The sequence below is a fragment of the Streptococcus sp. HMSC073D05 genome (genome assembly GCF_001812015.1).
GTDB classification, from domain to species: domain Bacteria; phylum Bacillota; class Bacilli; order Lactobacillales; family Streptococcaceae; genus Streptococcus; species Streptococcus parasanguinis_D.
Genome location: NZ_KV807499.1, coordinates 263,445 through 289,150 on the forward strand (window position 1 = coordinate 263,445; position 25,706 = coordinate 289,150).

Sequence of the window (25,706 nt, forward strand, 5' to 3'; positions counted from 1 at the left end):
CTCTCTCTAGCTTTCCTCACCACTTATTCATAAAGTGGGCAGAAGCTGTAGACTAATAGAGGCTCAAGTTCTGATCTCAGCAAAAAAGATCGAAGAAGGTTACACTTCTTCGATCTTTTTCTTATGAAACGGATTCGAGATTCATTCTTTTCTGCGTATCTTCCACGACGTCTTTTAAAGTGATTTGGGCCATTTCTTTTTCCATAGCAGTCTGAATGTCCTCAAGCTTCCCATCTAAAACATTGTGAATATTGTGGCCAATCGGGCAGGCTGGATTCGGATTGTCATGAAAACCAAATAATTGACCTGTCGAACCTAAGCATTCTACCGCTTGATAGATATCCAGCAAGCTGATCTCATCGGCTGCTTGTGCGAGCTCAGCTCCGCCTGTCCCACGCGCTACATGGATCAATCCTGCTTTCTTCAACTGAGACAAGGTCTTTCGAATAATAACAGGGTTCACGCCGACACTTCCTGCCAAAAAATCACTGGTTACTTTTGTTTTTTCTCCTTGTAGAGCAATCATGATCAAGACATGAGTCCCAATGGTAAAGCGACTCGAAATTTGCATAACTTCACTCCTTTCTACCCGTTTTGAAGGTAGAGTCTATTGAACAACCGTCAAGGGACGACTTTCGTTATTCCTATTATACTCTTTTTAGTTGTAATGTCAACAGTTACACTATTGGAAGAAGTCCACTAGCCAAGCATCGATTTCTCGATCATGACCTTCTCTCTGCTCAATTTCATGAAGGAGCTCATGATTGTGGGTATGATGAATGCCATTGACCAAACTTTCATAATACACTTGGTAATAAGGAAGATGGAGGTCTTTTGCGAGTTGCAGTTCTTTTTGGACATCATAGTCCACCCGTCTAAAATCGACATCTTTTAACCCCATTCGATCAAATTCAAGAATAGCATACATGGCCCGAAGGTCCTTGCGAAGATTCTTTTCCAGAAAGAAAGGTTGACCGATCGAGCCAGGATTGATAATCAGTTCTCCGCCTGTCCCGTAACGGAAAAACTGCTGGTGAATGTGTCCGTAGACTGCAATATCACAAGACGGGTTTGTCACCAAGCGATCAAAATCCTTCTGCTCACCAATGTGGATCAATTCGCGACCCCAATTCTTATCAGGTAAGTGGTGGGTAATGCCGATCTTTAAACCTGCGATTTCTCTATGGACCTGCATGGGCGTTTTCTGCATGTCTTCAATTTCCTGGGGTGTGATTTCTTCCAGAATATATTGACACTGGCGCATGAGGTAGCGATGACTGGGTCTGGTCTCATCCAACATCCCCCTCATGGCCCGCCAAAGACTATCTTCCCAGTTTCCAAGGACTTTGACCGTAATCGGTAACTCCTCTAACAGCTCCAAGAGGGCCCGTCTCCCTGTTCCTGGCATCAAACTATCTCCTAAGAGCCAATATTCATCCACCTTGGCTTTTCGACTATCCCCTAGGACAGCTTCCAATGCTGTCGTATTTCCATGAATATCTGAAAGTAAAGCAATTTTAGTCATGATCTTCTCCTTCTCTCCATTATAACAAAGAGAAGAAAAACTTCCACCCAAAGGTGAAAGTTTTATGAACATTCCATGCTGCTCGAAATGAAAAATAAGGCTAGAAGCGGACGCTTCGTCGTTGGATTTATCTTTTTCCAAAGAGTTGCTTAACGGCTTTGTATCTTAGTCTACTGATTTGAGGGCTTCGAGCATGTCTACTTTTCGAAGATAATGGTCAACATAAATTCCTAACAGGATCAAGAGAAGGATCATTCCTCCGACAGGAAATAGGAAAACGCCAAGTCCTACTTTAGGGTAAAAGAGAATGGCATCTGGTGCAATCATGGCAATGAGGAATTGATGAAGATAATAACCACCCACTAATCCCATGAGGATCCCTATGATAGACAATAAGATGGTTTCGCGGTAAATATAGAGCGTCACTTCCTTATTATGGAATCCTAAGACCTTAATGGTCGATAATTCACGGATCCGCTCTGCCACATTGATATTGGTTAAATTATACAAGATCACGATGGCTAGCAAGATCGATACGACTACTAGAATCATCATAGTAGTGTCCAAGGATTTAGCAACTGAATTAAAGAGGGAAATCATCGAAGCGTTCTGACTAACCGCCTTCACAGCTGCAAGATTCATCATATCCCGACTGACAGCCTGCACTTGTCGTGTAGAAGGATTTTTCAACTGCACCAAATAGCTATTTGCTGAAGTCCGCTTTCCGTAGATTTTTTGGTAACTTGCCTGACCCATATAGATAAAATGGCCGACATAATTTTCAGTGATTCCCGCCACCTTAAAAGTGTGACCATCTAAGGTCAGTCGATCACCGACTGTAACCTGGGCTAGTTGTGCTAGCTTACTACTGATGATGACCCCTTTCTTGAGAGACAAGGACTCTTCCTGCTTGAGAGAACGCAAGCTTACAAAGGGAGAAAAATCTGTACGATCCGTTACCATCATCGTAATGGTCTGCTTGTCGCGTCCACCCTTTAAAGATGCTTCGATGACCTTACTATAGATCGGTCGATAATCCTTGATATCTGATTTTTCCAGACGATTGGTTAGTTCCTTGCTTTCTTGGCTTGATGCATTCGTTTTTTTGGCTACAATCAACTCATAGGATAGGATCTCTTGAAATTGGCGTTTGGGAACCCCTCCTACAGAAGATTGAATCCCTAGCCCTGCAAAGAGGAGAGCAACAGAACCTGCCACTCCAAATATGGTCATCAGCATCCGTTGTTTGTAACGAAAGAGATTACGAGCAGTGACCTTGTGGGTGAAACTCAGACGCTTCCAAATAAAATGGAGACGCTCCAGGAAAATCTTCGAACCGGATACCGGTGGTTTAGGAAGCAATAAAAGATTGGCTTCTTCTTTTAATTCCTTGCGAGAAACCCAGTAAGCCGGAAGCACACTCGCGATGAAAGATAGTCCGAGCGCAATCAGAGTCATATCCCCATAAAAATACTCTCTGCTCTCTCCAATCACCATCCCTTGCGTGATAATGTTGGAAATGATCCCCGATAGGAAATAATGGCCCAGCAAGGTTCCTAGAAGGGTACCGATCGTCCCTGCAAAGAATCCATAGAGAACAAATTTGAGAATGATGTCCCTGGTACGATAGCCCAGCGCCTTAAAAATACCTGCATTGGTTCGCTCTTCATCGACAAAGCGGGTCATCGTGGTAAAGGTCACCATGGCTGCTACCAGATAAAGAACGACCGGAAAAATATTTCCAACAGCAGAGATACTACTACTGGCATTGCTATACATCAAGTAACCTTGTCCACCTGACATGGTCTTGCGGTCATAGACATGATAAGTTGGGATTTCCAGCTGATCTCGCTCCCTTTGGGCTTTTTTCAGCTCCTCCTCTTTTTTTCCGAGCTCCGATTCACCTGTAGCCCAGTCCTTCTTTTTCTGATCCAGTTGTTCTTTGGCTTGATGGAGCTTTTCTTGACTGGCTACTTGCTCTTTAGCTGGCAGAAATGGAGCTAGTTTTTTGAACTGCGCCTCCTGCAAGTCTAATTGCTTTTGAGCCTGATCGATCTGATTCTTGGCTGACTGGAGTGTTTCCTTGGCACGACTGAGTTCTTTCTGGCCTTTTTGAATCTGGCCATCTGCCTCCTGCTTGAGTCTTTGATAGCGAGCCTTTCCATTATCTTTCAAAAGTTTTTCTAACTCTTCTTGATGAGCTTCGAGCCCTTTTTGGTAGACTTGCGAAAAAGAATCTAAAGACTTCAGATCATCAAACTGGATCCGCGCCATCGCGGGAAGTTTGGTGGTGAAGACTTTTTTTGAAACCAGAGCATAGGCATCCAGATTCCCACTGCCACTCATGGCAGTGCCTAAATTCTTTTGAGACCACATCTCAGAGGATTGTACAAAGCCAACAATGGTGAATTGATTTCGCTTTAAACTTGAGCGAGTTCCAGACTTTTCTTCAAGTGTGAGGGTATCCCCTATCTGATAGCGATCCTCCCAAAAACTTGCTAGGGCCAGTTCCCCTTCTTTTTTGGGCAGACGCCCCTTGGTCACACGAAAAGAAGAAAGGCTTTTTGGGGCAGAAAAAAGTCGAATTGCCTCTCCTGTCCCTTTCACTGTCAAATCCAGCAGTGAACCAAATTCGACACGCGCCCCTTTGACTCTTAAAAGCTCCTCTTGGTCTACCTGGTCTAATCCCAAGTCCCCCATAACAGCAAGATCTAGCATCTTTTGTTGCTGAATAAACTGGTTAGCCGTTCGGTGCATATTTGGAGTAGTCACCTTTAGGCCTACCAAGGCCAAACTTCCCAACAACATCAAGGTTAAGATGGAGAGAAAGCGTCCTTTTGAATGTGTAAAAGAAGCAAATAAATCCTTCCAATAGACTTTTCGTTTCATGCTACCACCTCTTCTAATACTCTAGTGTAGCAATATCTTGAGGAAGCTCATTGATTTCTACCGACTTGACCTTGGCATCATGCATGCGAATCACACGGTCTGCAATAGGAGCTAGAGCAGCATTATGGGTTACGATGATGACCGTCGCTCCTTTTTTACGAGACATATCCTGTAAAATCCCCAATACTTGCTTACCCGTCTGGTAATCCAAGGCTCCCGTCGGCTCATCACAAAGGAGGATTTTTGGATTTTTCGCCACTGCCCGAGCGATCGCCACCCGTTGTTGTTCTCCGCCTGACAATTGGGCAGGAAAATTATCAAGACGATTGCCAAGTCCTACTTCTTTCAAAACAGCTTCCGGATCTAGAGCGTCAGAAACAATTTCTGAAGCCAACTCAACATTCTCCTTAGCTGTCAAATTAGGGACCAAATTATAAAATTGAAAGACAAAACCAACATCATCTCGTCGATAATTGGTTCGTTGATGGGCATTGAGCTTTGCAATATCCACCCCATCAATCAGAACCTGACCCTCGTCATTGGTGTCCATCCCTCCTAAGATATTGAGAACCGTTGATTTCCCAGCTCCTGAAGCCCCTAAAATAATGACCAACTCGCCTTTTTCAATCTCAAAGGAAACATCCCGGTTAGCGAAAATCTCTGTCTCTCCACTCGTATAGCGCTTGTAACAATGCTGCATTTCGATGTAGGGCATTTTCTCTTTCCTCCCTCTACTTCCTATCTATATTATAATCCTTTTCTGATAGATTACAAAGAAATCGAGGTAGTAAAAAACAAGGTTATCCTAAATTATCATGAACTATTTTAAATTTTATGCTATAATTAGAGACAAATTTGATTTATTCTTAGAAAGAAGGCTCATTGTGAGTTTACAACAGTTTGAAAGGAAATCACTTCAAGAAATCAACCAATCTATTGACGTGCCAAAAGGGATCCCTTTTTGGAAGACCCTCCTGCTCTTTTCAGGACCAGGAAGTCTAGTAGCTGTCGGCTATATGGATCCGGGAAACTGGATTACTAGTGTCGTTGGAGGGGCCCAATACCGCTACCTCCTCTTATCAGTAGTTCTTCTCTCGTCTTTAATCGCCATGCAGTTGCAACAAATGGCTGGTAAACTAGGGATTGTCCATCGTAAGGATCTGGCCCAAACAACCGCCCACCATTTGCCAAAATGGCTTCGCTATACCCTTTGGATTGTGATTGAGCTTGCCTTGATGGCGACAGATTTAGCAGAAGTCATCGGATCAGGGATTGCCCTTCACCTCCTCTTTGGCTGGCCCTTGCTCTTTTCCATCCTGATCACCATCTTTGATGTCTTCCTATTACTAGGACTCATGCATCTAGGATTTCGAAAGATCGAGGCCATCGTATCAACCTTGATCCTCACGATCCTTGCAATTTTTGGCTATCTGGTATTCCTATCGAAACCAGATATCGGAGGAATCTTCGCTGGCTTCCTCCCTCAAAAAGAGGTGCTAGGAATTGGACTTCCAAAAGGAAATGAAGCCTTAACCTTGGCGCTTGGAATCATCGGGGCAACCGTAATGCCCCACAACCTCTATCTCCACTCTTCCATTTCGCAAACGCGAAAGGTGGACTACAAAGATCCAGCAGATATCAAACGGGCAGTGCGCTTTATGACCTGGGATTCAAATATTGAATTGAGTTTGGCCTTCGTCGTCAACTCCCTCCTCTTGATTCTTGGAGCAGCCCTCTTCTTTGGTCACGGAGATAAGATCGGTGCTTTCTCTAGCATGTATAATGCCCTCAAAGATAATCATATTGCCGGCGCTATCGCTAGTCCCTTCTTGTCCACCCTCTTTGCCATCGCTTTATTAGCCAGTGGTCAAAATTCAACCATTACCGGGACCCTAACCGGTCAAATCGTTATGGAAGGTTTCTTGAGATTCCGACTGCCACAATGGGTCGTTCGTCTCATGACTCGGATCATTGCCCTTCTTCCTGTCATCATCGTTGCGATCTTATTTGGAGATCAGGAACATGTCCTCGATGACCTTCTGGTTTATTCTCAAGTCTTCCTATCAGCGGCTCTTCCATTCTCCATCTTCCCTCTGGTTTATTTCACCTCCAACAAGGAAATCATGGGAGAGCATGTCAATGCGAAATGGAATACTTTCTTAGGCTATCTCGTTGCGATTGTCTTAACTATCTTAAATTTCAATTTGATCGTGACAACTTTTATCAAATAAAGAGAGAGTGGGACAGAAATCGGTAATTCGTTAGAATTCGATTTCGTTGTCCCACCTCCGCACAGTTGAGTAAGGCTGTAAAAGCTGATGAAATCAGTGTAATAGAGCCCACTAAACCACTGCGTCTTGCTCGACAGTCCAAAAACAATTGAGAGGCCAGGACTTTTGTCCAGCCTCTTTTTTTTATTACACTCCCTTTTCCATCTTGCTCCTCCATTTCCTAAAAATTTCCTGACCATTTTTTTAGGAGGGAATTATTTTAAATCACTAATTGTTGTGAGATTTTCACAAAATCTTGTCAGTGCCCGTCATTCATAAACTTATAAAATTTTTGTACACTTTTCGTTATCTGTACAAAAATGAGAATTGTTGTCTAATTTATTCTTTTGGAGTATAATGCTCTTTGTTAGTGTCGTGAAATTATTTAACATATAAATTATTTTAACGTCAAATAAATAAGAATAAATTTATACAACTACAGAAAGGAACATATGGTACGCCAAAGACAAACAACAACCAAGTCAGACTTACGAAATGCGCTCTCAAAACTCCTCTTGCAACAACCTTTTGACAGCATCACTATTCGACAATTAACCGAAACCGCTGGGATTAACCGCGGGACCTTCTACTTGCACTATGTCGATAAATACGACATGTTTGAGCAAATGAAAATGGACATGATGCAAGAATTGGATAGCCTCTTCGTTGAAGGAAGCCCTGTCAATGTAAACTTTCTCAATGTCTTGACTACTATTAAAGAGAATTATGATTTTATTTATGCATTGTCCCAATCCTGTTGCTCGGACTTCCGTAAATTGGTAAGAAGTTTTACCCTCCATGCACTAGACGATACTCCTCATGCGAAAGAACACATCATTTCAGACTTTCAAGTTCCATACAAGTATGGTCTAGAAATTTTCATTGCTACCATCGAATCTGTGATTGTGACCTGGCTAGAATCAGGTACGAAAGAAGAGCCAATCGAAATTGCAACCATTATTCTCAGTGTCTGCGACTTTGCTAGCTGGAACTAAATCCCCCAACCTTTTCCTACCTTTATGGAGAAGGTTTTTCTTTTTGGCAAATGAACAACATATAGATCACCTTGTTCAACTTGTTTGTAGAAAGCAAAAAAGCAGGATCCTAACATCCTGCTTTTAGAATGTAGACAAATTACTTTAAAGTAAAATAAGTTAAGCGATTTTGCAAAAAAAAAAATAAAAATGAGTTCCAATTTTTAAATCGATTCAAGAAAATACCGAAACTTTCCGCTGTGAGAAAAGTGCCTGAAACAATCAGTTTCAGGCACTCGGGAGTTTTGAGACCCTAGGCTCAAAACTAAGTCTTAGAACTTCGAAGAAGTTCGCTGACGTCCGTACTCACCTAAGGAAAGTTTTTTATATGACTTTGTCTTCAATCTGAAGGCAGGATCTTAACATCCTGCTTTTTCTTTATTTTTTCTTTGCCAACATGGTTGCAAATCGAAGTTGAATCCGATGGCCATTCTCATCTCGACGATGGAGATGGCCTGGATTTTCATTGTACTTGACCAATTCCCAATCCTTGTAATACTCCGCCAATTCTCCTTCTTTAAAGGTGAACGAGAAGGGCATCTGGCAGGGATAATCTTCCGTATCCATGGCACAGACAATGAGATTGTAGCCCCCTGGATTGGTATGCTCTTGCATATTGCGGATAATCGCTGGAATCCGATCAGCCTCTAAAAACATGAGGACCACAGTCGATACGATGAAGTCATAGTTTTGAGTGAGTGCAGCAGCATTGATATCATAGAGTCCCACTGTCATCTCTAGATCTTCCTCAGCGACAATACTTTGTAATATCTCAAGAGCCAGTTCATTTTGATCTACAGCTGTCACGTCAAAGCCATGTTGGGCCAAAAAGAGGGCGTTGCGGCCTTGCCCGCATCCTAAATCCAGTGCCTTTCCAGCTGGGACAATTCCCACTGCTTCTAGCACTTCTGAATGGACAGGATTGGTGTTGTATTTTTTGGGGAAATAATCTTTTGGCTCACAGTAAAATTCTAAGTACCACTCCACATCGTCCGTCGCTGCTTCCACACGATGCCAGGCCTGGGGCTCGGCCATGGGGTTCTCTGCTCCTGCTTCAAAGAGGTGGCTCGCGATTTCTTCCCCCTCTTCGGTCAATTCAATAAATCGTAACTGACCCTTTAAAACTGTAATCTTTCCCCAGGTTCCTACCTTGGTATTGTGCTTTCTTTGAAGAGCTTCTGGCATGGTATCCTTGGTCCAGATAGGCATGCGCTTGTAGGCGATCAATTTTTGTGTCATGCTGCTTCTCCTTTTTCTTTCAGTACCCTTATCATACAGGAAAAGGGGCCTCTTTTCAAGTTGGAAAAGGAGAGCCCATCTCTAAGAAAAAAGACAGATCTGAAACAAGTTTCAAAACTGCCTTATTCTTTAACGTGTATTGTATTGTTTCATGACCCGCGCGATGTCGCGGTTTTGTTCCCGACGCTTGATGGATTCACGCTTGTCATAATCATGTTTCCCTTTAGCGAGCCCCAAAAGCAATTTGGCATAGCCATCCTTGAGATAGACCTTCAAAGGCACCAAGGTCATTCCGGTCCCTTTGGTGTCTTGGTCCAGCTTTTGGATTTGCTTTTTGTGAAGAAGGAGCTTGCGACGACGATCTGGATCTTGGTTCCAGATATTGCCTTCCTCATAAGGAGCAATGTGGACATTGCTAAGCCAAACTTCGCCATTTTTCACTTGCGCAAAGCCATCTTTCAAGTTAATGCGTGCTGCACGGACACTTTTGATCTCTGTCCCTGTCAGCACCATCCCTGCTTCAATCGTATCCACGATGGTGTAGTCATGTCTCGCCTTTTTATTTTGCGCGACCACCTTTCCTTCGCCCTTTGCCATGTTTGGCTCCTTTCTTTGCTACTTCCTTGTAAAATGGTTTCTTCCCATTTTTCTTTTTGGATTTAGAGGAAGAATCTTTCCGCTTGTCATCTTTTCTAGCGGTTGATCCCATAGAAACTTTTTTATCCTTGCGTCTGCGATCCCGGCGATTGCCATCTCGGTCACGTCCTTTGGCCTTGAGGCCTTTTTCGACGACATCCCATTCACTTGGAATATAAGAGAAATCAATCTCTCCTGTCATCTTGTCGGCTCTTTCTACCTTGATCCGGATTTGCTGACCGACACGGAAGGTCACTCCTGATTTTTCTCCGCGAAGGGTTAGATCCCGTTCGTTAAAATGGTAGAATTCAGGAAGATTGGTAATATGGATCAAGCCTTCAACCGTATTTGGCAACTCCACAAAGAGGCCAAATTTTACCACACTGGAAACCACGGCATCGTATTCTTCCCCAACATAGTCTTCCATGTATTCAGCCTTCTTCATGGCTTCTACTTCGCGCTCCGCATCAATAGCTCGGCGTTCCCGACTAGAGGATTGGCTGGCAATGTCTGGAAGGACTTGTTCAAAGTGCTCTGCCACTTCTTGGGATTTGCCGTATTCGCGCACCATTCGATGAACCATCAGGTCCGGATACCGACGGATGGGACTGGTAAAGTGGGTATAATACTCAGCAGCAAGCCCATAGTGGCCATGGTTGTGCTCTGAATAGCGAGCTTGCTGCATCGAGCGCAACAACATCATTGAGAGAACGTCTGCGTAGGGTTCTCCTTCGACCTTGCGCATAATTTCTTGCAGGGCTTCTTGGCTCATCTCACTAGCCGTTCCGTAGATTTGGATTCCAAAGCTGGAAGCATAATCGATAAACTTCTGTACTTTTTCTGCCTTTGGATCTTCGTGGATCCGGTAGATGAACGGCAGTTTCAGTCTCGTAAAGTGCTCCGCCACTGTTTCATTGGCAATCAACATAAAGGACTCAATCATCCGTTCGGCAATCCCTCTTTGGCGGAGGACGATATCGACCGGTTTTCCTTCTTTATTGACTAGGATTTTAGCCTCATTGGCATCAAAATTAAGGGCTCCGCGGCGAATCCGCATGCTTTCTAAAATGCCATGCAAGGTGGCCATTTGATGAATACTTGGGACAATTTTCTTAAAGGTTTGAGCCTTTTCTTCGTCGCCCGCTAAGATATCATTGACGTCGCTATAAGTCATTCGGAAGGTTGTATTGATCACTGTTTGGGTAATGGTATGTTTGACGACCTTGCCATGAGGATCAATCTCCATGATAGCAGACTGGGTCAGGCGATCCACATTCGGATTCAAAGAACAGATCCCATTGGAGAGACGCTCTGGCAACATGGGTACTACTCGGTCAGTCACATAAACAGACGTTGCACGATTTAGAGCTTCCTTGTCGAGTGCTGAACCTTCTGTAACGTAATAAGAAACATCTGCGATGTGAACACCCAGCTCAAAATTGCCGTTCTTGAGTAACTTGATATGGACCGCATCGTCCAAGTCTTTGGCATCTGCCCCATCGATGGTAAAGGTGATCTCCTCTCGCAGATCTAACCGTCCCTCTATATCCTTTGCAGGCGGTGCATCTGGAACCTGCTCAGCCTCTTTCAGCACTTCTTCTGGAAATTCTGAGACAATGTCCATGGATTCTAACACTTCCAAGACATCGATTCCTGGATCTGTCACATGCCCGACTACATCCCGTACCGTCGCCACAAAATAATTGTGCTTGCGGCTCGGGTATTGATCAATTTCGACCTTGAGGATTTCGGTCCCTTCCAATTGAATGGCTGGCTTCTTCACATAGATCAGCTGGCTGATCTTTTGATTTTTCGAACGAATGTAGCCAGCATATTTAGGTTTTTCCTCATCCAGGACAATTTGTCCAACTACCGTTTTGATGCTATGTTCCAAGACATCAATAATCTTAGCTTCTGCCGCCGTTCCTTTGTTTCGGTCTGCTACCTTGGTAATGACGATCTCAACGGTGTCCCCATCGATAGCGTGGTTGACATCATTTCGGCCAACAAAGAGATCCTCTTCTTCGCCTTCTAAACTGACAAAACCAAAGCCATTCTTATGCGCATGAAAGATCCCCTTAAGGGTAATAGCTGGGGCCTTCTTTTGAGCCAAACGAAGAGAGCCATCATCTTCGAATTTCAACTCATGGCGACGTTCCATCAGCGAGATGGTTTTGACCAAGTCACGGAAATCCTTAGACCCTTCTTTTCCTAGAGCTGCTGCCAGATCATTGATCTGGGCTTTGTCATGCTCTTGTAAATATTCTTTAATACTTGTTTTCATTGATTTATTTGCTGGTTATCCAGCCTCCTTTTTTTCTATCTACTTGTGTCTTTGTTTTGCAAAATAAAAATAGGCAAAGACATTGTCTGAGCCTATCTTATCTACTAGAAAGTACCATTAAGATCATCGCGATCAATAACCAAAAGAAGATCATAATAGCTGTTAAACGCTGCATCACGGCTTCAAACCCGCGCGCTTTTGAACGTTCAAACAAGTCATTTGAGCTTGCGTCAAAGACGTTGCTCGATTGGTTTTTTGTTGGTTGCATAAAAATTGCGATAATAATCAATACTGATAATACTAGTAAAATAGTTGTTAATGCTCCGCTCATATTCAAAACTCCTTAAAATCTTCACTATTATACCATGAAAATCATTTTGATTCAATATGTAAGGTTACTTTTCTTTCCTTGGGACAATACTTCAAGACCTCGATCTTTTCGGGATGGGTTTTGGTATTTTTACTGGTCAAATAATTCTGACTCCCACAGCTGGTGCAGGTCAATTGAACTTTAATTCGCACGTACGTCTCTCACTTTCAAATACTTTCTAAATAAGAATAAGAGGAACATCAAATCGGTAAAAGCCAAAAGGGCTGTACCGTAAAATACCCAATGATAGCCAAAATGCATGAAAATACTCGACCCCATCATTGGCCCTAATACACCACCTAAGTAATAAAAGAGCTGGTTGTAGCTAAAGATCCGAGAAATCCCTTCAGGAGGGGTTAAACGATTCAATAATGCAGAAACTCCAGGTAGTAGGGCTCCTGTCCCGATCCCAAAGAGGAAGCGTAAAATCCCTAATTGAAGGGGTGATTGCGCTTGGGCACAAAGAATATAGAGACAGCCACTATAGAGAAGGGCGATTAATAAGAGCCGGTGATTCCCGATTCGGTCTCCGAGTTTTCCCATCCAACCTGAAAAGAGCATACTAGAGACTCCCATAGCCGAAACAATCATCCCCGATACAAAGATCAGGTTATCTCTTTGTCCCAAAGCTCGCACATAAAGAGGCAGGATCGGAGAAATAGATTGGGCGATCATTTGAATGGTCATGCTGGTCAAAAAGAGTCCCAAGAGGATATCTTTTTGCTGAATGGACATGAGCAACTCCCAACTGGATTTTTGTTCTTCTTTTGGAAGGGGTTCATAGTCTTCCTCAATGCCCCAGAAGGTTAAGAGGGAAACCAAAAATAAGAAGAAGCCGACCAAGAGAAAGACATTGCGCATTCCTAGATTTTCAGCAATGAGTCCTCCAATCAAAGGCCCCATCAAGGTTCCAGCCACGACACCGGTCGACAAAGTCCCTAGGGCATAGCCGGATTGGTCCTTGGGAACTTGACTAGCAATCAGGGCTGTACTATTGGGGACAAAGCCTGAAAAAACCCCATTGAGCAAGCGCAGGACCAAGAGCCAAAAGACGGATGGGACAAAGGCAATACCTCCCATGGTCAGCGTCATGGCAATAGAAGCTCTAAGCATCATAGGTTTTCGACCATAGCGGTCGGCTAAGCTCCCCCAGATGGGAGACATGATCGCAGAAGTTACAGAAGAACTTGCGACGGCTATCCCAGCATAAAAGGGAACAGCCTTGCCCGTAACACCCAACTCTTCCACAAAGAGGGCCATAAAAGGAACGACTAAAGAAAGGCTGGCTCCGATGAAAAAGCACCCGATCCAGGCAATATATAGATTTTTACGCCAATTGATTTCTCTTGTGATAAAATCATCTTCTTTCTAATTGTTGTAGGGCTGCATCTAATTGGGCATAGAGGGCAGCAAGATCGCCATTATTGTCTAAGACCAGATCTGCATGGGCGCTTTTTTCATCTAGCGGCATTTGAGACGCAATACGTTCTTGGGCCTGCAGTTCTGATAAGTGGTTGCGTTCCATCAGGCGCTTGAGCTGGGTTTCTTTTGATACAGCTACCAACCAGACAGATTCAAACCACTCTTCATAGCCTTGCTCGATTAAGAGTGGAATATCCATAAAAAAGAGATCGGATTGTGCAGCTTGTCTATCTCTTACCTCAGCTAGAGCCTCACGAATAAGCCTTCCTTGGACGCGATTGGACCAGTCTCTTTCACTAGGGTCTGAAAAAATCCGCTGTCCCAAAGCGACGCGATCCAGCTCTTCTTCTTTGGTAAGAATCTCTCTACCAAAATGATCCACTAGGACACGGTAGAGGGCTCCTCCTGGTGCTTGCAAATCATGAACCACTTGATCCGCATCAATGACAGGATACCCTTTTTCTTTCAAATAGGAGGTGACAGTGGACTTTCCTGAAGCAATTCCTCCTGTTAATCCAATGATTCTTGCCATCTAGTTCTCCTTTTGACAGTGAGGACAAAAATGGGTTCCACGTCCCCCCAGCTGGATTTTCTCAATCGGCGTCCCGCAGCGCAAACAAGGCTGGCCTGTTTTCCCATAGACCTGGTGTTCTTCCTGCATGGTGCCGTCTTCTCCAAAAGCATTGCTGTAGGAGCGAATGGTGGAGCCACCCTTTTCAACAGCTTGAGCAAGCACAGCAATCGTTTCTTTGCGGATTGCTTTGGCTTCTCTAGCAGTCAAGCTTTGACCCAAACGGGCTGGATGAACCTTGGCTCGATAAAGGACCTCATCTACATAGATATTGCCCAGACCAGCCACTAATTTTTGGTCCAAAAGAGCTGATTTAATGGGTTTCTTTGATTTTTTAAGAGCTGCTTGGAAGGCAGGCTCTTTAAGATCCGCTTCCGTCGGCTCTGGACCAATTTTTTTCGTCAAAAAATAGCTGTCGACAAGCTCAGGTACTAGGACTTCCATGGTCCCAAACTTGCGGACATCTTCATAAACCAGAGTGCTGCCATCTGTAAAATGAAATAAGACATGGGCGTGCTTGCGAAGAGGGACTTCGTCTGGATAAAAGAAATACTTGCCTTCCATCCGCAAATGCGAGATGAGGACCAGATCCGTCAGATAAAACAAAAGGTATTTCCCGCGGCGCCCCATGGCTCGAATTTCTTGACCTAGAAGATCTTGACAAAAAGCATCTAGATCCGTATGAATCATCTTAGGATACTTTACTTCCACTGACTGAATGGTTTTTCCAAGAATTAATTTCTCAAGACCGCGTCGAACCGTCTCTACTTCTGGTAATTCAGGCATAGAACTCCTTTCAAAAACAAGAAGCAGGCTTCTGCCCACCTCTTCTTAATATTCTTTTTCGTTGTATCCGAAATCGGCAAGATCCAATTTCTTATCCCGCCAATTTTTTTTGACCTTGACCCATGTTTCTAGGAAGACCTTGTCCCCTAGCATGAGCTCAATATCCTTACGCGCAAGGGTTCCGATCTTCTTGAGCATGGCGCCACCTTTTCCGATGACAATACCTTTTTGGCTATCGCGCTCGACCATGATGGTTGCACGGATATGGACCTTATCTGTCTCTTCATCCCGCTTCATAGAATCCACTACTACTGCCACAGAGTGGGGAATTTCTTCCCGCGTCAAGTGCAAGACCTTTTCACGGATCATTTCAGAGACCAAGAAACGCTCTGGATGGTCAGTAATCTGATCAGCAGGGAAATATTGGAATCCTTCTTCTAAGTTTTCGCTCAAAATATCAATCAAACGCAAAACATTGTTTCCTTGAAGGGCTGAAATCGGCACAATTTCCTTGAAGTCCATCTGACTACGGAAGTCATCGATTTGTGCCAAAAGTTGGTCAGGGTGCACCTTGTCGATCTTGTTGACCACGAGGATGACAGGCACTTTAGCTGCTTTAAGGCGTTCGATGATCATATCATCACCCTTGCCCCGTGGTTCATCTGCTGGCACCATGAAGAGTACGGTATCGACTTCTCGAAGGGTGCTGTAAGCTGACTCTACCATGAAGTCTCCAAGCGCGGTCTTGGGTTTGTGAATCCCTGGGGTATCGATAAAGACGATCTGTTCCTTATCGGTCGTGTAGATTCCCATAATCTTATTGCGCGTTGTTTGCGCCTTGTCACTCATGATGGCAATCTTTTGCCCCATGACGTGGTTCAAAAATGTTGACTTCCCGACATTGGGACGTCCTAAAATGGCTACAAAGCCTGATTTAAATGTCATAGTTTCCTTTCACGAGGGCATGCTCCCTCTTATCCAAATACCAAGGCCCAGAATTTGGGCACAAAAATCACCAGTCCTGTCAGTAGGGCAAAGCCTGATACGACCAGGACTGCTCCAGCTGCCATGTCTTTGGCATTCTTTGCCAACATGGAGAAATGGTAGTTACTAGCTAAATCCACCACATTTTCAATGGCTGAATTCATAATCTCAAAAGCAATCACCAAGGTGATGCTGAGCAATAAAAAGAGCCATTCTGTCGCAGAAATCCTAAATACCAAACCAGCAAGAATTGCTACAAGGGCTGATAAGGCATGCTTGCGCATATTGCGCTCTTCCTTAATCGAAGTAAAAATTCCTGTTATCGCAAACTCCAGGCTTGAAGTGAAGTCCCGATTTTTCCATTTTCTCTTATTGTCTTGTGAGTCCATAGGCTGTCAAAATCTCTTCCTGTAAGCCAAACATTTCCTTTTCTTCTTCCGGCGTATAGTGATCATAGCCATTGATGTGAAGAAAACCATGCACTGCTAAAAATCCCATTTCGCGCTCAAAGCTGTGGCCATATTCTTCGGCTTGTTCACGCGCCTTATCAATTGAAATAAAGAGCTCACCAATATAGGTATCGAATTCAGCCATCATCTCTGCCAATTCTGGATTTTCTGCAAGGTCTTCCTCATCAAAAGAAATCTCCATCTCTGGCTTGTATTCTAAACTGATGACATCCGTCGGACGATCCGTATCACGGTATTCAAGATTTAGTTCATGACTGCGTTCATTGGTTACAAAAGTCACAGCCATTTCCTTGTCTTCTTTCCCAATTTTTTGAGCAGCAAATTCTAAAATTTCTTGCGTTTGTTTTAAGATTTCGTCAGAGACTTGACCAGTCTCATCTACCATTTCAATATACATCTGGATCACCTCACTATTATCACTTTATTATATCACAAAAACCAGCCTATATACTAGATACAGGCTGGTTTTCAATCTTTTTCTTTGCAGGACAATCTTACACCACTGTTTGCTGGATGGCATTCATCTGGGCATAGATCCCGCCTTGTGCGACTAGTTCCTCGTGTCTACCACGTTCCACAATGCGTCCTTCGGATAAGACTAAGATCTGATCCGCATCTTGGATAGTGGACAAGCGATGGGCAATGATAAAGGTGGTCCGACCCTTTTGCAGGACTGCCATAGCCTTCTGGATGATTTCTTCTGTTTCCGTATCGATGTGAGAGGTTGCCTCATCCAAAATCAGAATTTGCGGATTCATATAGAGCGTCCGCGCAAAGGAAATCAATTGGCGCTCACCACTTGAAAAGGCGGATCCTTTTTCTACAACTGGATGGTCGATTCCCTTTTCAAGGCGCTCTACAAAGGGCCAAGCCCCGACTTTTTTCAGCGCATCTTGGACCGCCTCCCGATCAATGTGATCCTGACTCATGGCCACATTACTAGCAATAGTCCCTGTAAATAGATAAGGATCCTGCAGAACAATCCCCATGTGGCTTCGCAGGCTCTCACGAGAAACTTGGCGAATATCTTGACCATCGATCAAAATCGCTCCTTCTTGAGGATCATAAAAACGATAGAGCAGGTTCATAATCGAAGACTTACCTGATCCAGTATGACCCACAAGAGCGATGGTTTGACCTGGACTTGCTTGAAAGGCAATATCCCGCAGAACTGGCTTGCCTTCTTCATAAGCAAATTGAACATCGTCAAACACGACTTCTGCCTTTTCTATCTTCAGTTCCGATGCACCATCGTCCTCTAACGGTTGATCTAAGAAAGCAAGGACGCGGCTCCCCGTTTCTAAGGATCGCCGAATATTTGGGAATTGACGACTAAGATTGGCCATGAGATCAAATAGATTAATCACATAGTTAATATTGATAAATAAGAAACCGGCCGTCACACCGATATTGCCTTGTAGGAAAGAAATCCCAGCAATGGTCAAAATGCCCGCAATCACTAAAAACTTGAGCAATTCCGTCAAGGTCCAAGAAGCAATGGAATCGGCTAAGAGGATTCGATCATTGGCTCCTAACATTTTCTGAGTAGTAGCTTCAAACTCCTCCACCACACCAGGTTCTTGATGATAGAGCTGAATCATACTGGCACCATGCAAGAGTTCATTGACCTGGGTATTGACCTCGCTTCTCGCATCAAAGAAATCCTTCATAGGCTGGTCTGTCATGACCTTGTAGAGATACTGAATCCCATAGAAAATTGGAAAGACCAAACACAAGAGAAGGCCCATCATAGGACTCAGATAAAAGAGAATCCCTAGGATAAAGAGGAAACGCACCAAGTAGATGACTAAAATCATACAAGAGTTATAAAACTGGGTCCGCAAGGTCTCCGTATCATTGACAATTCTTGTCGCGATCTTCCCAGCCGGCTTATCATCAAAATAAGAAATAGGCAACCCTTGCATGACTTGAAAGGCTTGGTCTCTTAGGTTAGCCGTCACTTGATTGCTTCCATGTAGCAAGATCCGATTGCCCATGTAGCTTATCAGCTGTCCGATGCTCAAGACCAAGAGATAGAGTGCTCCCATCTGAAGCAAGTCCCCTTGCCCTCCACCGTGGGTCAGCGCAGTCAAAGGCCCATCGATCATCTTTTGGAGAAGAAAGGGAGACAATTCAGAAAAAATGGTGGCTAGTAAGAGGCAAATAAAGCCAGCAAGAAAGACAGTTGGATAAAGCGTGATCCTCGATAATAATCGTTTCAAAACTTTCATCTTATTCTCCTTCCTGTTTTTGTTGCCGTTGGTATTGTTCATAATACCAGCCCTCTTGAGCTAATAAATCACTAGCCCTGCCTTCTTCGACAATCTGTCCTTGATCCAAGACGATGATCCAATCCGCCTTATGGACAGCCGACAAGCGATGAGAAACAATGATGGTCGTCTTGTCTTTTCGTTCTTTTTGAATCGTGTCAATGATGGCCTGTTCAGTCTTCGCATCCACTGCCGAAAGGGAATCATCTAACAGCAAGAGCTCTGCATCTCTTAAGAAGGCACGCGCCAAAGAGATCCGTTGTTTTTGACCTCCTGATACAGAGACCCCTTTCTCACCGATCAGGGTGTCCATTCCATGAGACATCCGCTCGAGATCATCCGCAAAAGCAGCTTGGGCTACTGCTTCCACCAAGTCTTCTTGGCTGGCTCCTTTTTTACCAAGCGCTATATTCTCACGGATAGACTTGGAGAATAAAATATGTTCTTGGGAAACATAACCAATTTTTTCTTCGATGGAGTGTCGGTTGTAGTCCACGATCGGTTGCTGGTTGACCAAGAATTCTCCCTCACCAACTGGGTACTGCCGCAAGAATTGTCGAACCAGGGTAGTCTTTCCTGCACCGGTACGACCAACAATTCCAACCGTCTGTCCTTTCTGAATGGTCCAATCAATGCCTGACAGGCTCTTTCGCTCAGCACCAGGATAGCTGAAAGAATAGTCCTTAAACTGCACCAAATCAATCTGCTCTAAGTAGTGAGGACCATCTGGCTCCAGATCATCCGTTTCATCAATCACTTCTTTTAATTTTTTATAGGACATTTGCCCTGTCTGGTAGACCAAGATCAAGTCCGCCATCATCCACATAGGCTCAATTAAAAAGACCAAATACAGCTGTAAAGCCAATAATTTACCAAGGCTTAACTGTCCGCTTGCCAGGGACTGGCCTCCAAATAGCAAGAGCAAGACTGTCGAGAATCCAATAAACAACAGGGCTAAAGGTCCAAAAGAATACTGGATAGAGGCAATTTTATCCCCCGTTTTGGATAGACTGGCTGTTTTTTTCTGAAACTGTTTGACCTGCTGGTCCCGTCTACTATAGGCCCGCATGACCCGGATCCCTTCGATGGACTCCAAGACTTCATCATTCAACTGAGCGACCGCTTCCCGGTTTTGCTCAACATACTCCTCCTGCTTTCTACTCAAAAAATAGGTAGAGACGATGAGGAAGATCATGGGAATAAAGGAAATCAAGGTTAATTGCCAAGAAATGAAAAACATGGTCGGAATAATAAAGGCAAACAAGCCACCGCCAAACAGGAGCACCATCATCCCGTAACCAGCCATATCGGCCATGCCATCGACATCTGTCGTAAAGCGCGTCAAGAGATCTCCTGAGCGAAATTTCTCAAAAAAAGGGCGCCGCATGGCTACTAGCTTACGAAATGCTTGCTCCTGAAGGGTCGCCTTGAAATGGACTGACGACTGAAAGAGTCGCAACTGCCAATAAAAAGCCGTTAGGTAATTGAGGATGGCTGATCCTACCAAGAGGACCATATCCCATATAAAGTTGGATTGCGTCAGCGTCCGCTGACTCAAATGATCCACTAAGCGCTGGATGACTTGCGTCGGGATCAATAAGGTGTAATCATAAAGAATCAGGACCATAGCGATCTTCACATATCGCCATTTGCGCTCCCTGATATACTCCCAAATAGCTCTGATCATATATTCTCCTTTTCAAAATGGCACAGAAAAAACCCAAGCAAGGAGCTGAGTACGTGCTCAGTCCACACTTGGGCCTTCTGATGCCTGTCACCAATTCAGTTAAGGCAGGTAAAAATGCATACAAAAAACCCAAGACAGACTCCTCCATCTTGGGTTCCATTTATAGTTTACATCGAACTCAACTGAGATTGGAGAAGCTGTGTATTCAATTGTGTCATCAAAACATCTACTTTGTTCATGATGGTTTTCTCCTTTCTCTTTGTTGTTCTAACTTTACCACGTATTTCCTTGCTTGTCAACGCTTTTTTGAAAATTATTGAAAAAAGCAAAATTTTTAAGATGGACTCGCAAAAAAAGAAGCCTAGATCTTCTCTAAGCTTCTCTCTTCTGCTATGCTAGTTGCCGGGATTGAACCGGCGACCTCATCCTTACCATGGATGCGCTCTACCGACTGAGCTAAACCAGCAGTACCTATCTACTATATCATGGAGATAGGTCTTTTGTCAATATCCTGACTCATTTTTCTGCCAAATATTCTTCCTTAGTGAGGACATAATGAACTCTCGTCACCATTCTCCCTTCTTCATGCAAGTCTAGCATCGCGTAGGGCTCCTCGTGAGAATATTTCATACCTGATTTGGCCATCACCCGTCCAGAAGCTGGGTTGTCCTGATCATGAACAGCAATGAGCTTGTTCATCCCTAACTGTTCAAAAGCCAAGGCAATGACTTCCTTGGTAGCCTCTGTCGCAAGACCCTGGTTCCAATAGTCTTTATTCAGAACATAGCCGATACTCCCCTTCTTCAGACAAAGATCCAAATCCAGTAAATCAATCGTCCCGATAAATTTTCCATTTTCTTTGAGCTCGATCCCCCATTTTCCAAGTGGGCTCGCTAGGTAAAAGAGGGCAATATTATTACGCGTCTCTTCTAGACTTTGATTGGTTGGAAACGTATAGCGCGTAACTGTCTCATCAGAAGCATACTCAAACATAGCCGGTGCGTCTTCAAGAGTGACCGGACGCAAGTGTAAACGCTCTGTCTCCACTTCACGATAAGCCGCTAACTTCACATATAAATTTTCCATTTGACACTCCTTCTTTAGGTACTAGTTTAGCAAATAACCTAAAGGAAGGCAAGCTCAAATTTTTCTTGCTTTTTAATCCACTTTTCTATACAATAAAATCAATCAAAACAATCGGATAAGGAGTAAAAAGGTCATTGAGTCAAGAGAGCCATCTCACACCAATGGCCTTTTTACACCTAAATCTGAGCAAGGAGGCAAGAATGCTCATTGGAATTCCTAAAGAAATTAAAAACAACGAAAATCGGGTCGGTTTGACACCTGCAGGTGTACAAAGCTTGGTGAAGAAAGGTCATCACGTTTTGGTAGAAACAAATGCTGGACTTGGTTCTGGCTTTGCGGATGAAGATTACACGAAGCAAGGGGCAACCATCGTTGCAACTGCTGCAGAAGCTTGGGCAGCTGAGATGGTGGTCAAAGTCAAGGAACCCCTCGCTGAAGAATATGCCTTCCTTCGCGAAGACCTCTTGCTCTTCACTTACTTGCATATGGCTGCTGCTCCTGAATTAGCAGATGCCATGGTCGCAGCCAAGACAACTGGGGTGGCCTACGAAACGGTGCGTGACCTTGATGGACAATTGCCTCTCTTGGTGCCAATGAGTGAGGTGGCTGGACGGATGGCCGTGCAAATCGGTGCTCACTTCCTGACCAAACAAGAAGGTGGATCAGGAGTCCTCCTAGGTGGGGTACCAGGTGTTCCCAAAGGGAAAGTCACCATCATCGGAGGCGGGGTCGTTGGAACCCACGCAGCTCGTATCGCCCTTGGACTCGGTGCCCAAGTGACAATCTTAGATATCAGCGCTAAGCGTTTGGCAGTTCTGGAAGATGTCTTTGGTCATCAAATCCAAACCCTTATGTCTAATCCATTTAACATTGAAGCCAGCGTCCGTGATGCCGATGTTGTCATCGGAGCCGTCTTGATTCCTGGGGCTAAAGCGCCTAAATTAGTGACAGACGATATGGTTAAACAAATGCGTCCCGGTTCAGTCATAGTGGACGTAGCTGTGGACCAAGGTGGGGTTATTGAAACAGCAGACCGTGTCACAACGCATGCGGAGCCAGTTTACGAAAAACACGGCGTGCTCCACTATGCCGTTGCCAATATCCCTGGGGCCGTTGCTCGTACCTCTACTATCGCCCTTACCAATGTGACCCTTCCTTATGTTGAATCCCTAGCTGACAAAGGTTTCCACAAGGCCATCGCACTCGATGAAGGCCTGCGCCAAGGGGTCACCACTTACCAAGGTCACATCACAAGTCAACCCGTTGCTACTGGTTTAGAACGTGACTTCACACCAATTGATGAATTGGTTTAATTTCTAACATAAAAAAGCAAAGATCCGATGATCTTTGCCTTTTTTATTCTGCTTTTTCTTCCACATCCGGTTTTTCTTTGAGGACTGGATTTGGGATTGGCTCGTAGGCCCGGATAATCTCTGCTACTACTGGATGGCGAACGACATCCTTGGCAGAGAAATGCACAAAGTCAATTTGAGAAATGTTCTTCAATTTCTCCTGAGCATCAATCAAGCCGGATTTAACATTTCGAGGAAGGTCAATCTGGCTGGTATCCCCATTGACAATCATCTTGGAGTTAAAACCAAGACGAGTCAAAAACATCTTCATCTGCATGATGGTGGTATTTTGCGCTTCATCGAGGATGACAAAGGCATCGTCCAAGGTCCGCCCCCGCATATAAGCCAAAGGCGCAATCTCGATAATCTCCCGCTCCATCATCCGAGTTGTTTGGTCTTTCCCTAAAATCTGGTAAAGAGCATCATAGACCGGACGTAGATAAGGGTCTACTTTTTCTTTGAGATCCCCTGGTAGGAAACCAAGGCTCTCTCCAGCTTCTACAGCAGGACGCGTCAAAATGATCCGCTTGACCTGACCACGCTTGAGGGCAGTCACGGCCAAGGTCACTGCTAGGAAGGTTTTCCCAGTCCCAGCTGGTCCAATCCCAAAAGTGACATCATGGTTCTTGACACTATCCACATAGATCTTTTGACCAAGCGTTTTAACTCGAATGGGCTTGCCGTAACTATCCTTGATAATCTCTTCTTCATAGAGAGCGATGAACTTATCCAATTCCCCATTTCTGACCATGGTAATGGCGGTCACCACATCTGGCGTACCAATGGTCATGCCACGGTTAACGAGGACCAAAAGAGCCTGGATGACTTGACGAACCTGCTCGCAGGTTTCTTCTTCCCCAATGATTTGGACGATTTCTGTCCGGGCATGAATAGTTACCCCAAATTCTTGCTCCATCAAACGGAGATGGCGTTCGTTAGATCCAAACAAATGAAAGAGATCGTCTGGATGCGTTAATGTAATTTCAACTGAATGTTCTTGCAAATAAAGAACCTCTCTACCTGTGTTTTTCTATTATTATAACAAAGAGGCCGAGAAAAAACCATCCTCGACCTGTCCTTTTCTAGTGGGCTTGGTATTCTTCCCAAATCGCATCAAAATCGCCAAGATTAAAGGAAAAGCTGGCATGCTCTTCTAGATAGCGACTGACCACATCGAAGTCATCTGTATGCTTGGGAAAAGCAGACTCGTGAAATGCAAGATCTGCTAGAATGGCCTTAGGAGCATTGCTTTTAGGATTGCGCTCCGTCATCAACCAAGTATAAAATGATTTTCGCATAAGCCTCCTCTTAGATCAACTCTGTTCCAAACTGGTCTTGCTTGATTTTCTTCGCCTTCATCAAACCACCCAAAGCTTTTTTGAACTGGCCTTTTGAAATCCCAAAAGTTGCTTTGATTTCTTCTGGAGAGGACTTATCATTCAAGGTCATAAAGCCACCATTGGCTTCCAAATAGGTCAAAATCATTTGGGCATCGTTTTCCAACATTTCAAACGAGCGTGGCTTCAAAGATAGATTCAAGGTCCGGTCTACCTCACGAAAACCGATGACGCGAGCATTTACGACCTCTCCCAAACGAGGTTCTGCATAGCGCTCACTTGGGTGGATAAAGCCTAGCATATTGTTCTCTGGAAGGTAAACAAAGGTTCCAGACAATTTCAAGCGGTAGACAATGGCTGGCCAGTTTTGGTTTTGCATATTGTTATAGGCTGGACGAGCCAAACGCTGGAAATCTTCCTGGTAGGCTAAGATCCCCCAAATCCGATCTTTCTTATCGACTTCTAAGCGAATATAGAGACGATCGCCCTTTTTAGGCCATAGATCTTTGATCTCCGGTAGGATATCTAGTGAGACAACAATCTGCTTATCTGGAAGCCCTGTATCCACGAAGACTCCCAAATCCTTGCGCACTTCCGTGACCGTTCCCCAGCCAAAGCTTTCTTGAGTTGCAGTGACTTCAAGTGTGGTGAGTCGGAGCTTTTGCTTCATATCTGTATAGGCAAAGCCCTTGACACTTTCTCCGACTTGATGTGGGCCTTCTGCTTTATCAAGCGCGTAGGTCTGGCCATCTTTTTGAACAAAATAGAAGTGATCATTTTCATCAATGACCATTCCCATGATGTAGCTTGCTAGATTCGTATTCATGTTTCCTTCTTTCCTCTTGCCTCTTCACAAGAATAATGGAAATAAAACCCAGCCAGCAGTGCCAACTGAGTCTTTCTTTCCTGTAATGGTTGGGATGGATTAAACTTCCATCAATTCTTTTTCTTTGTGCGCTGTCATTTCATCCACATGTTTGACAGCATCATCCGTAACTTTTTGGATCTCTTTTTCAAGACCTTTCAATTCATCTTCTGTGATTTCTTTTGCTTTTTCTTGTTTCTTCGCTTCATCCATAGCATCACGACGGATGTTACGGATCGCTACTTTAGCATTTTCACCCACTTTTTTCACTTCTTTTGCCAAGTCACGACGAGTTTCTTCTGTCAAAGCTGGGATAACCAAGCGGATAACAGATCCATCGTTGGCTGGAGTGATGCCAAGGTCAGAAGCATTGATGCTGTGCTCGATGTCTTTCAAAGATGATTTATCAAATGGAGTGATCAACAAGACACGCGCTTCTGGAATGGTGATAGATGCCAATTGGTTCAATGGTGTCTCTACTCCGTAGTATTCTACGAAAATACGATCCAAAAGACTTGCGTTTGCACGTCCAGCACGGATGCTACCAAATTCACGTCCCAAACTTTGGTGAGACTGAGTCATTCTTTCTTTTGCTTTTTCTACGATTGGGTTTGCCATAATCTTCCTCT

The 25,706-nt window shown here is 44.2% G+C and carries 25 protein-coding genes and 1 tRNA gene; 3 read left to right on the plus strand and 23 right to left on the minus strand.

Going from position 1 to position 25,706, the window contains the following annotated elements; translation table 11 throughout:
* Positions 1-121: 121 nt before the first annotated feature.
* From HMPREF2832_RS08730 to HMPREF2832_RS08745, 4 genes are all read right to left on the minus strand, one after another.
* Positions 122-571 (minus strand): Rrf2 family transcriptional regulator, encoded by a 450-nt coding sequence (locus HMPREF2832_RS08730; protein WP_070506739.1) that lies wholly within the window; start codon positions 569-571, stop codon positions 122-124.
* Between the two features lie 111 nt (positions 572-682).
* On the minus strand, positions 683-1,525 hold the full coding sequence (locus HMPREF2832_RS08735; RefSeq protein ID WP_070506744.1) for a metallophosphoesterase family protein: 843 nt from the start codon (positions 1,523-1,525) through the stop codon (positions 683-685).
* A gap of 165 nt (positions 1,526-1,690) precedes the next feature.
* A complete protein-coding gene (locus HMPREF2832_RS08740; protein ID WP_070506750.1) occupies positions 1,691-4,414 on the minus strand; it encodes an FtsX-like permease family protein in 2,724 nt (907 codons plus the stop codon).
* Between the two features lie 13 nt (positions 4,415-4,427).
* On the minus strand, positions 4,428-5,129 hold the full coding sequence (locus HMPREF2832_RS08745) for an ABC transporter ATP-binding protein (RefSeq protein ID WP_013903920.1): 702 nt from the start codon (positions 5,127-5,129) through the stop codon (positions 4,428-4,430).
* 169 nt (positions 5,130-5,298) lie between these two features.
* On the opposite strand from HMPREF2832_RS08745, the gene HMPREF2832_RS08750 reads away from it, so the two are divergent.
* On the plus strand, positions 5,299-6,645 hold the full coding sequence (locus tag HMPREF2832_RS08750) for an Nramp family divalent metal transporter (protein WP_003013089.1): 1,347 nt from the start codon (positions 5,299-5,301) through the stop codon (positions 6,643-6,645).
* Between the two features lie 491 nt (positions 6,646-7,136).
* Positions 7,137-7,679, plus strand: a complete 543-nt coding sequence (locus tag HMPREF2832_RS08755; protein WP_061455038.1) for a TetR/AcrR family transcriptional regulator — start codon at positions 7,137-7,139, stop codon at positions 7,677-7,679.
* Positions 7,680-8,096: 417 nt separating this feature from the next.
* On the opposite strand, the gene tehB is transcribed toward HMPREF2832_RS08755, so the two are convergent.
* The 15 genes from tehB to HMPREF2832_RS08830 form a co-directional block, all read right to left on the minus strand.
* Positions 8,097-8,957: an SAM-dependent methyltransferase TehB gene (gene tehB / locus HMPREF2832_RS08760; protein WP_070506755.1), complete on the minus strand. Its 861-nt coding sequence runs from the start codon at positions 8,955-8,957 to the stop codon at positions 8,097-8,099.
* A gap of 129 nt (positions 8,958-9,086) precedes the next feature.
* Positions 9,087-9,554 (minus strand): SsrA-binding protein SmpB, encoded by a 468-nt coding sequence (gene smpB, locus HMPREF2832_RS08765; protein WP_003005443.1) that lies wholly within the window; start codon positions 9,552-9,554, stop codon positions 9,087-9,089.
* The gene (rnr, locus tag HMPREF2832_RS08770) at positions 9,517-11,877 is read right to left on the minus strand and encodes a ribonuclease R (RefSeq protein WP_070506759.1); all 2,361 of its coding nucleotides are present in this window, start codon (positions 11,875-11,877) and stop codon (positions 9,517-9,519) included. The genes smpB and rnr overlap by 38 nt, the downstream gene beginning before the upstream one ends.
* Positions 11,878-11,974: 97 nt before the next feature.
* A complete protein-coding gene (secG, locus tag HMPREF2832_RS08775; RefSeq protein WP_003008189.1) occupies positions 11,975-12,208 on the minus strand; it encodes a preprotein translocase subunit SecG in 234 nt (77 codons plus the stop codon).
* 41 nt (positions 12,209-12,249) lie between these two features.
* Complete coding sequence (rpmG, locus tag HMPREF2832_RS10010) at positions 12,250-12,399, minus strand: 50S ribosomal protein L33 (RefSeq protein ID WP_003005699.1); 150 nt, start codon at positions 12,397-12,399, stop codon at positions 12,250-12,252.
* Positions 12,389-13,588 (minus strand): multidrug efflux MFS transporter, encoded by a 1,200-nt coding sequence (locus HMPREF2832_RS08780; RefSeq protein ID WP_311638419.1) that lies wholly within the window; start codon positions 13,586-13,588, stop codon positions 12,389-12,391. Before HMPREF2832_RS08780 ends, rpmG begins: the two co-directional genes overlap by 11 nt.
* Positions 13,589-13,604: 16 nt before the next feature.
* Entirely contained in the window at positions 13,605-14,201 is a 597-nt protein-coding gene (gene coaE, locus HMPREF2832_RS08785) for a dephospho-CoA kinase (RefSeq protein ID WP_061455035.1), read from the minus strand.
* Positions 14,202-15,026 carry a DNA-formamidopyrimidine glycosylase gene (gene mutM, locus HMPREF2832_RS08790; protein ID WP_070506769.1) on the minus strand — a complete coding sequence of 275 codons (825 nt, stop codon included), beginning with the start codon at positions 15,024-15,026 and terminating at the stop codon, positions 14,202-14,204.
* A gap of 45 nt (positions 15,027-15,071) precedes the next feature.
* The gene (era, locus tag HMPREF2832_RS08795) at positions 15,072-15,971 is read right to left on the minus strand and encodes a GTPase Era (protein ID WP_070506774.1); all 900 of its coding nucleotides are present in this window, start codon (positions 15,969-15,971) and stop codon (positions 15,072-15,074) included.
* Positions 15,972-16,000: 29 nt separating this feature from the next.
* Positions 16,001-16,399: a diacylglycerol kinase family protein gene (locus HMPREF2832_RS08800; protein WP_003005463.1), complete on the minus strand. Its 399-nt coding sequence runs from the start codon at positions 16,397-16,399 to the stop codon at positions 16,001-16,003.
* The gene (ybeY, locus tag HMPREF2832_RS08805; RefSeq protein ID WP_003005431.1) at positions 16,380-16,877 is read right to left on the minus strand and encodes an rRNA maturation RNase YbeY; all 498 of its coding nucleotides are present in this window, start codon (positions 16,875-16,877) and stop codon (positions 16,380-16,382) included. The genes HMPREF2832_RS08800 and ybeY overlap by 20 nt, the downstream gene beginning before the upstream one ends.
* A gap of 97 nt (positions 16,878-16,974) precedes the next feature.
* Complete coding sequence (gene tetB(46) / locus HMPREF2832_RS08810; RefSeq protein WP_070506778.1) at positions 16,975-18,711, minus strand: tetracycline efflux ABC transporter Tet(46) subunit B; 1,737 nt, start codon at positions 18,709-18,711, stop codon at positions 16,975-16,977.
* Position 18,712: 1 nt separating this feature from the next.
* Positions 18,713-20,437 (minus strand): tetracycline efflux ABC transporter Tet(46) subunit A, encoded by a 1,725-nt coding sequence (tetA(46), locus tag HMPREF2832_RS08815; protein WP_070506784.1) that lies wholly within the window; start codon positions 20,435-20,437, stop codon positions 18,713-18,715.
* A gap of 393 nt (positions 20,438-20,830) precedes the next feature.
* Positions 20,831-20,903, minus strand: a tRNA-Thr gene (locus HMPREF2832_RS08825).
* Between the two features lie 50 nt (positions 20,904-20,953).
* Entirely contained in the window at positions 20,954-21,523 is a 570-nt protein-coding gene (locus tag HMPREF2832_RS08830; RefSeq protein WP_070506792.1) for a GNAT family N-acetyltransferase, read from the minus strand.
* Between the two features lie 200 nt (positions 21,524-21,723).
* Here HMPREF2832_RS08830 and ald point away from each other — a divergent pair, with 200 nt between their 5' ends.
* Positions 21,724-22,836, plus strand: a complete 1,113-nt coding sequence (gene ald / locus HMPREF2832_RS08835; protein WP_070506798.1) for an alanine dehydrogenase — start codon at positions 21,724-21,726, stop codon at positions 22,834-22,836.
* Between the two features lie 43 nt (positions 22,837-22,879).
* On the opposite strand, the gene HMPREF2832_RS08840 is transcribed toward ald, so the two are convergent.
* The 4 genes from HMPREF2832_RS08840 to frr all read right to left on the minus strand — a co-directional run bounded on the left by HMPREF2832_RS08840 (position 22,880) and on the right by frr (position 25,695).
* Positions 22,880-23,878 (minus strand): PhoH family protein, encoded by a 999-nt coding sequence (locus tag HMPREF2832_RS08840; RefSeq protein WP_070506803.1) that lies wholly within the window; start codon positions 23,876-23,878, stop codon positions 22,880-22,882.
* A gap of 79 nt (positions 23,879-23,957) precedes the next feature.
* Positions 23,958-24,173: a YozE family protein gene (locus tag HMPREF2832_RS08845; protein ID WP_049472907.1), complete on the minus strand. Its 216-nt coding sequence runs from the start codon at positions 24,171-24,173 to the stop codon at positions 23,958-23,960.
* Between the two features lie 10 nt (positions 24,174-24,183).
* Positions 24,184-25,038 carry an RNA-binding virulence regulatory protein CvfB gene (gene cvfB / locus HMPREF2832_RS08850; RefSeq protein ID WP_049472906.1) on the minus strand — a complete coding sequence of 285 codons (855 nt, stop codon included), beginning with the start codon at positions 25,036-25,038 and terminating at the stop codon, positions 24,184-24,186.
* Positions 25,039-25,137: 99 nt separating this feature from the next.
* On the minus strand, positions 25,138-25,695 hold the full coding sequence (gene frr / locus HMPREF2832_RS08855; protein WP_003005165.1) for a ribosome recycling factor: 558 nt from the start codon (positions 25,693-25,695) through the stop codon (positions 25,138-25,140).
* Positions 25,696-25,706: the final 11 nt, after the last annotated feature.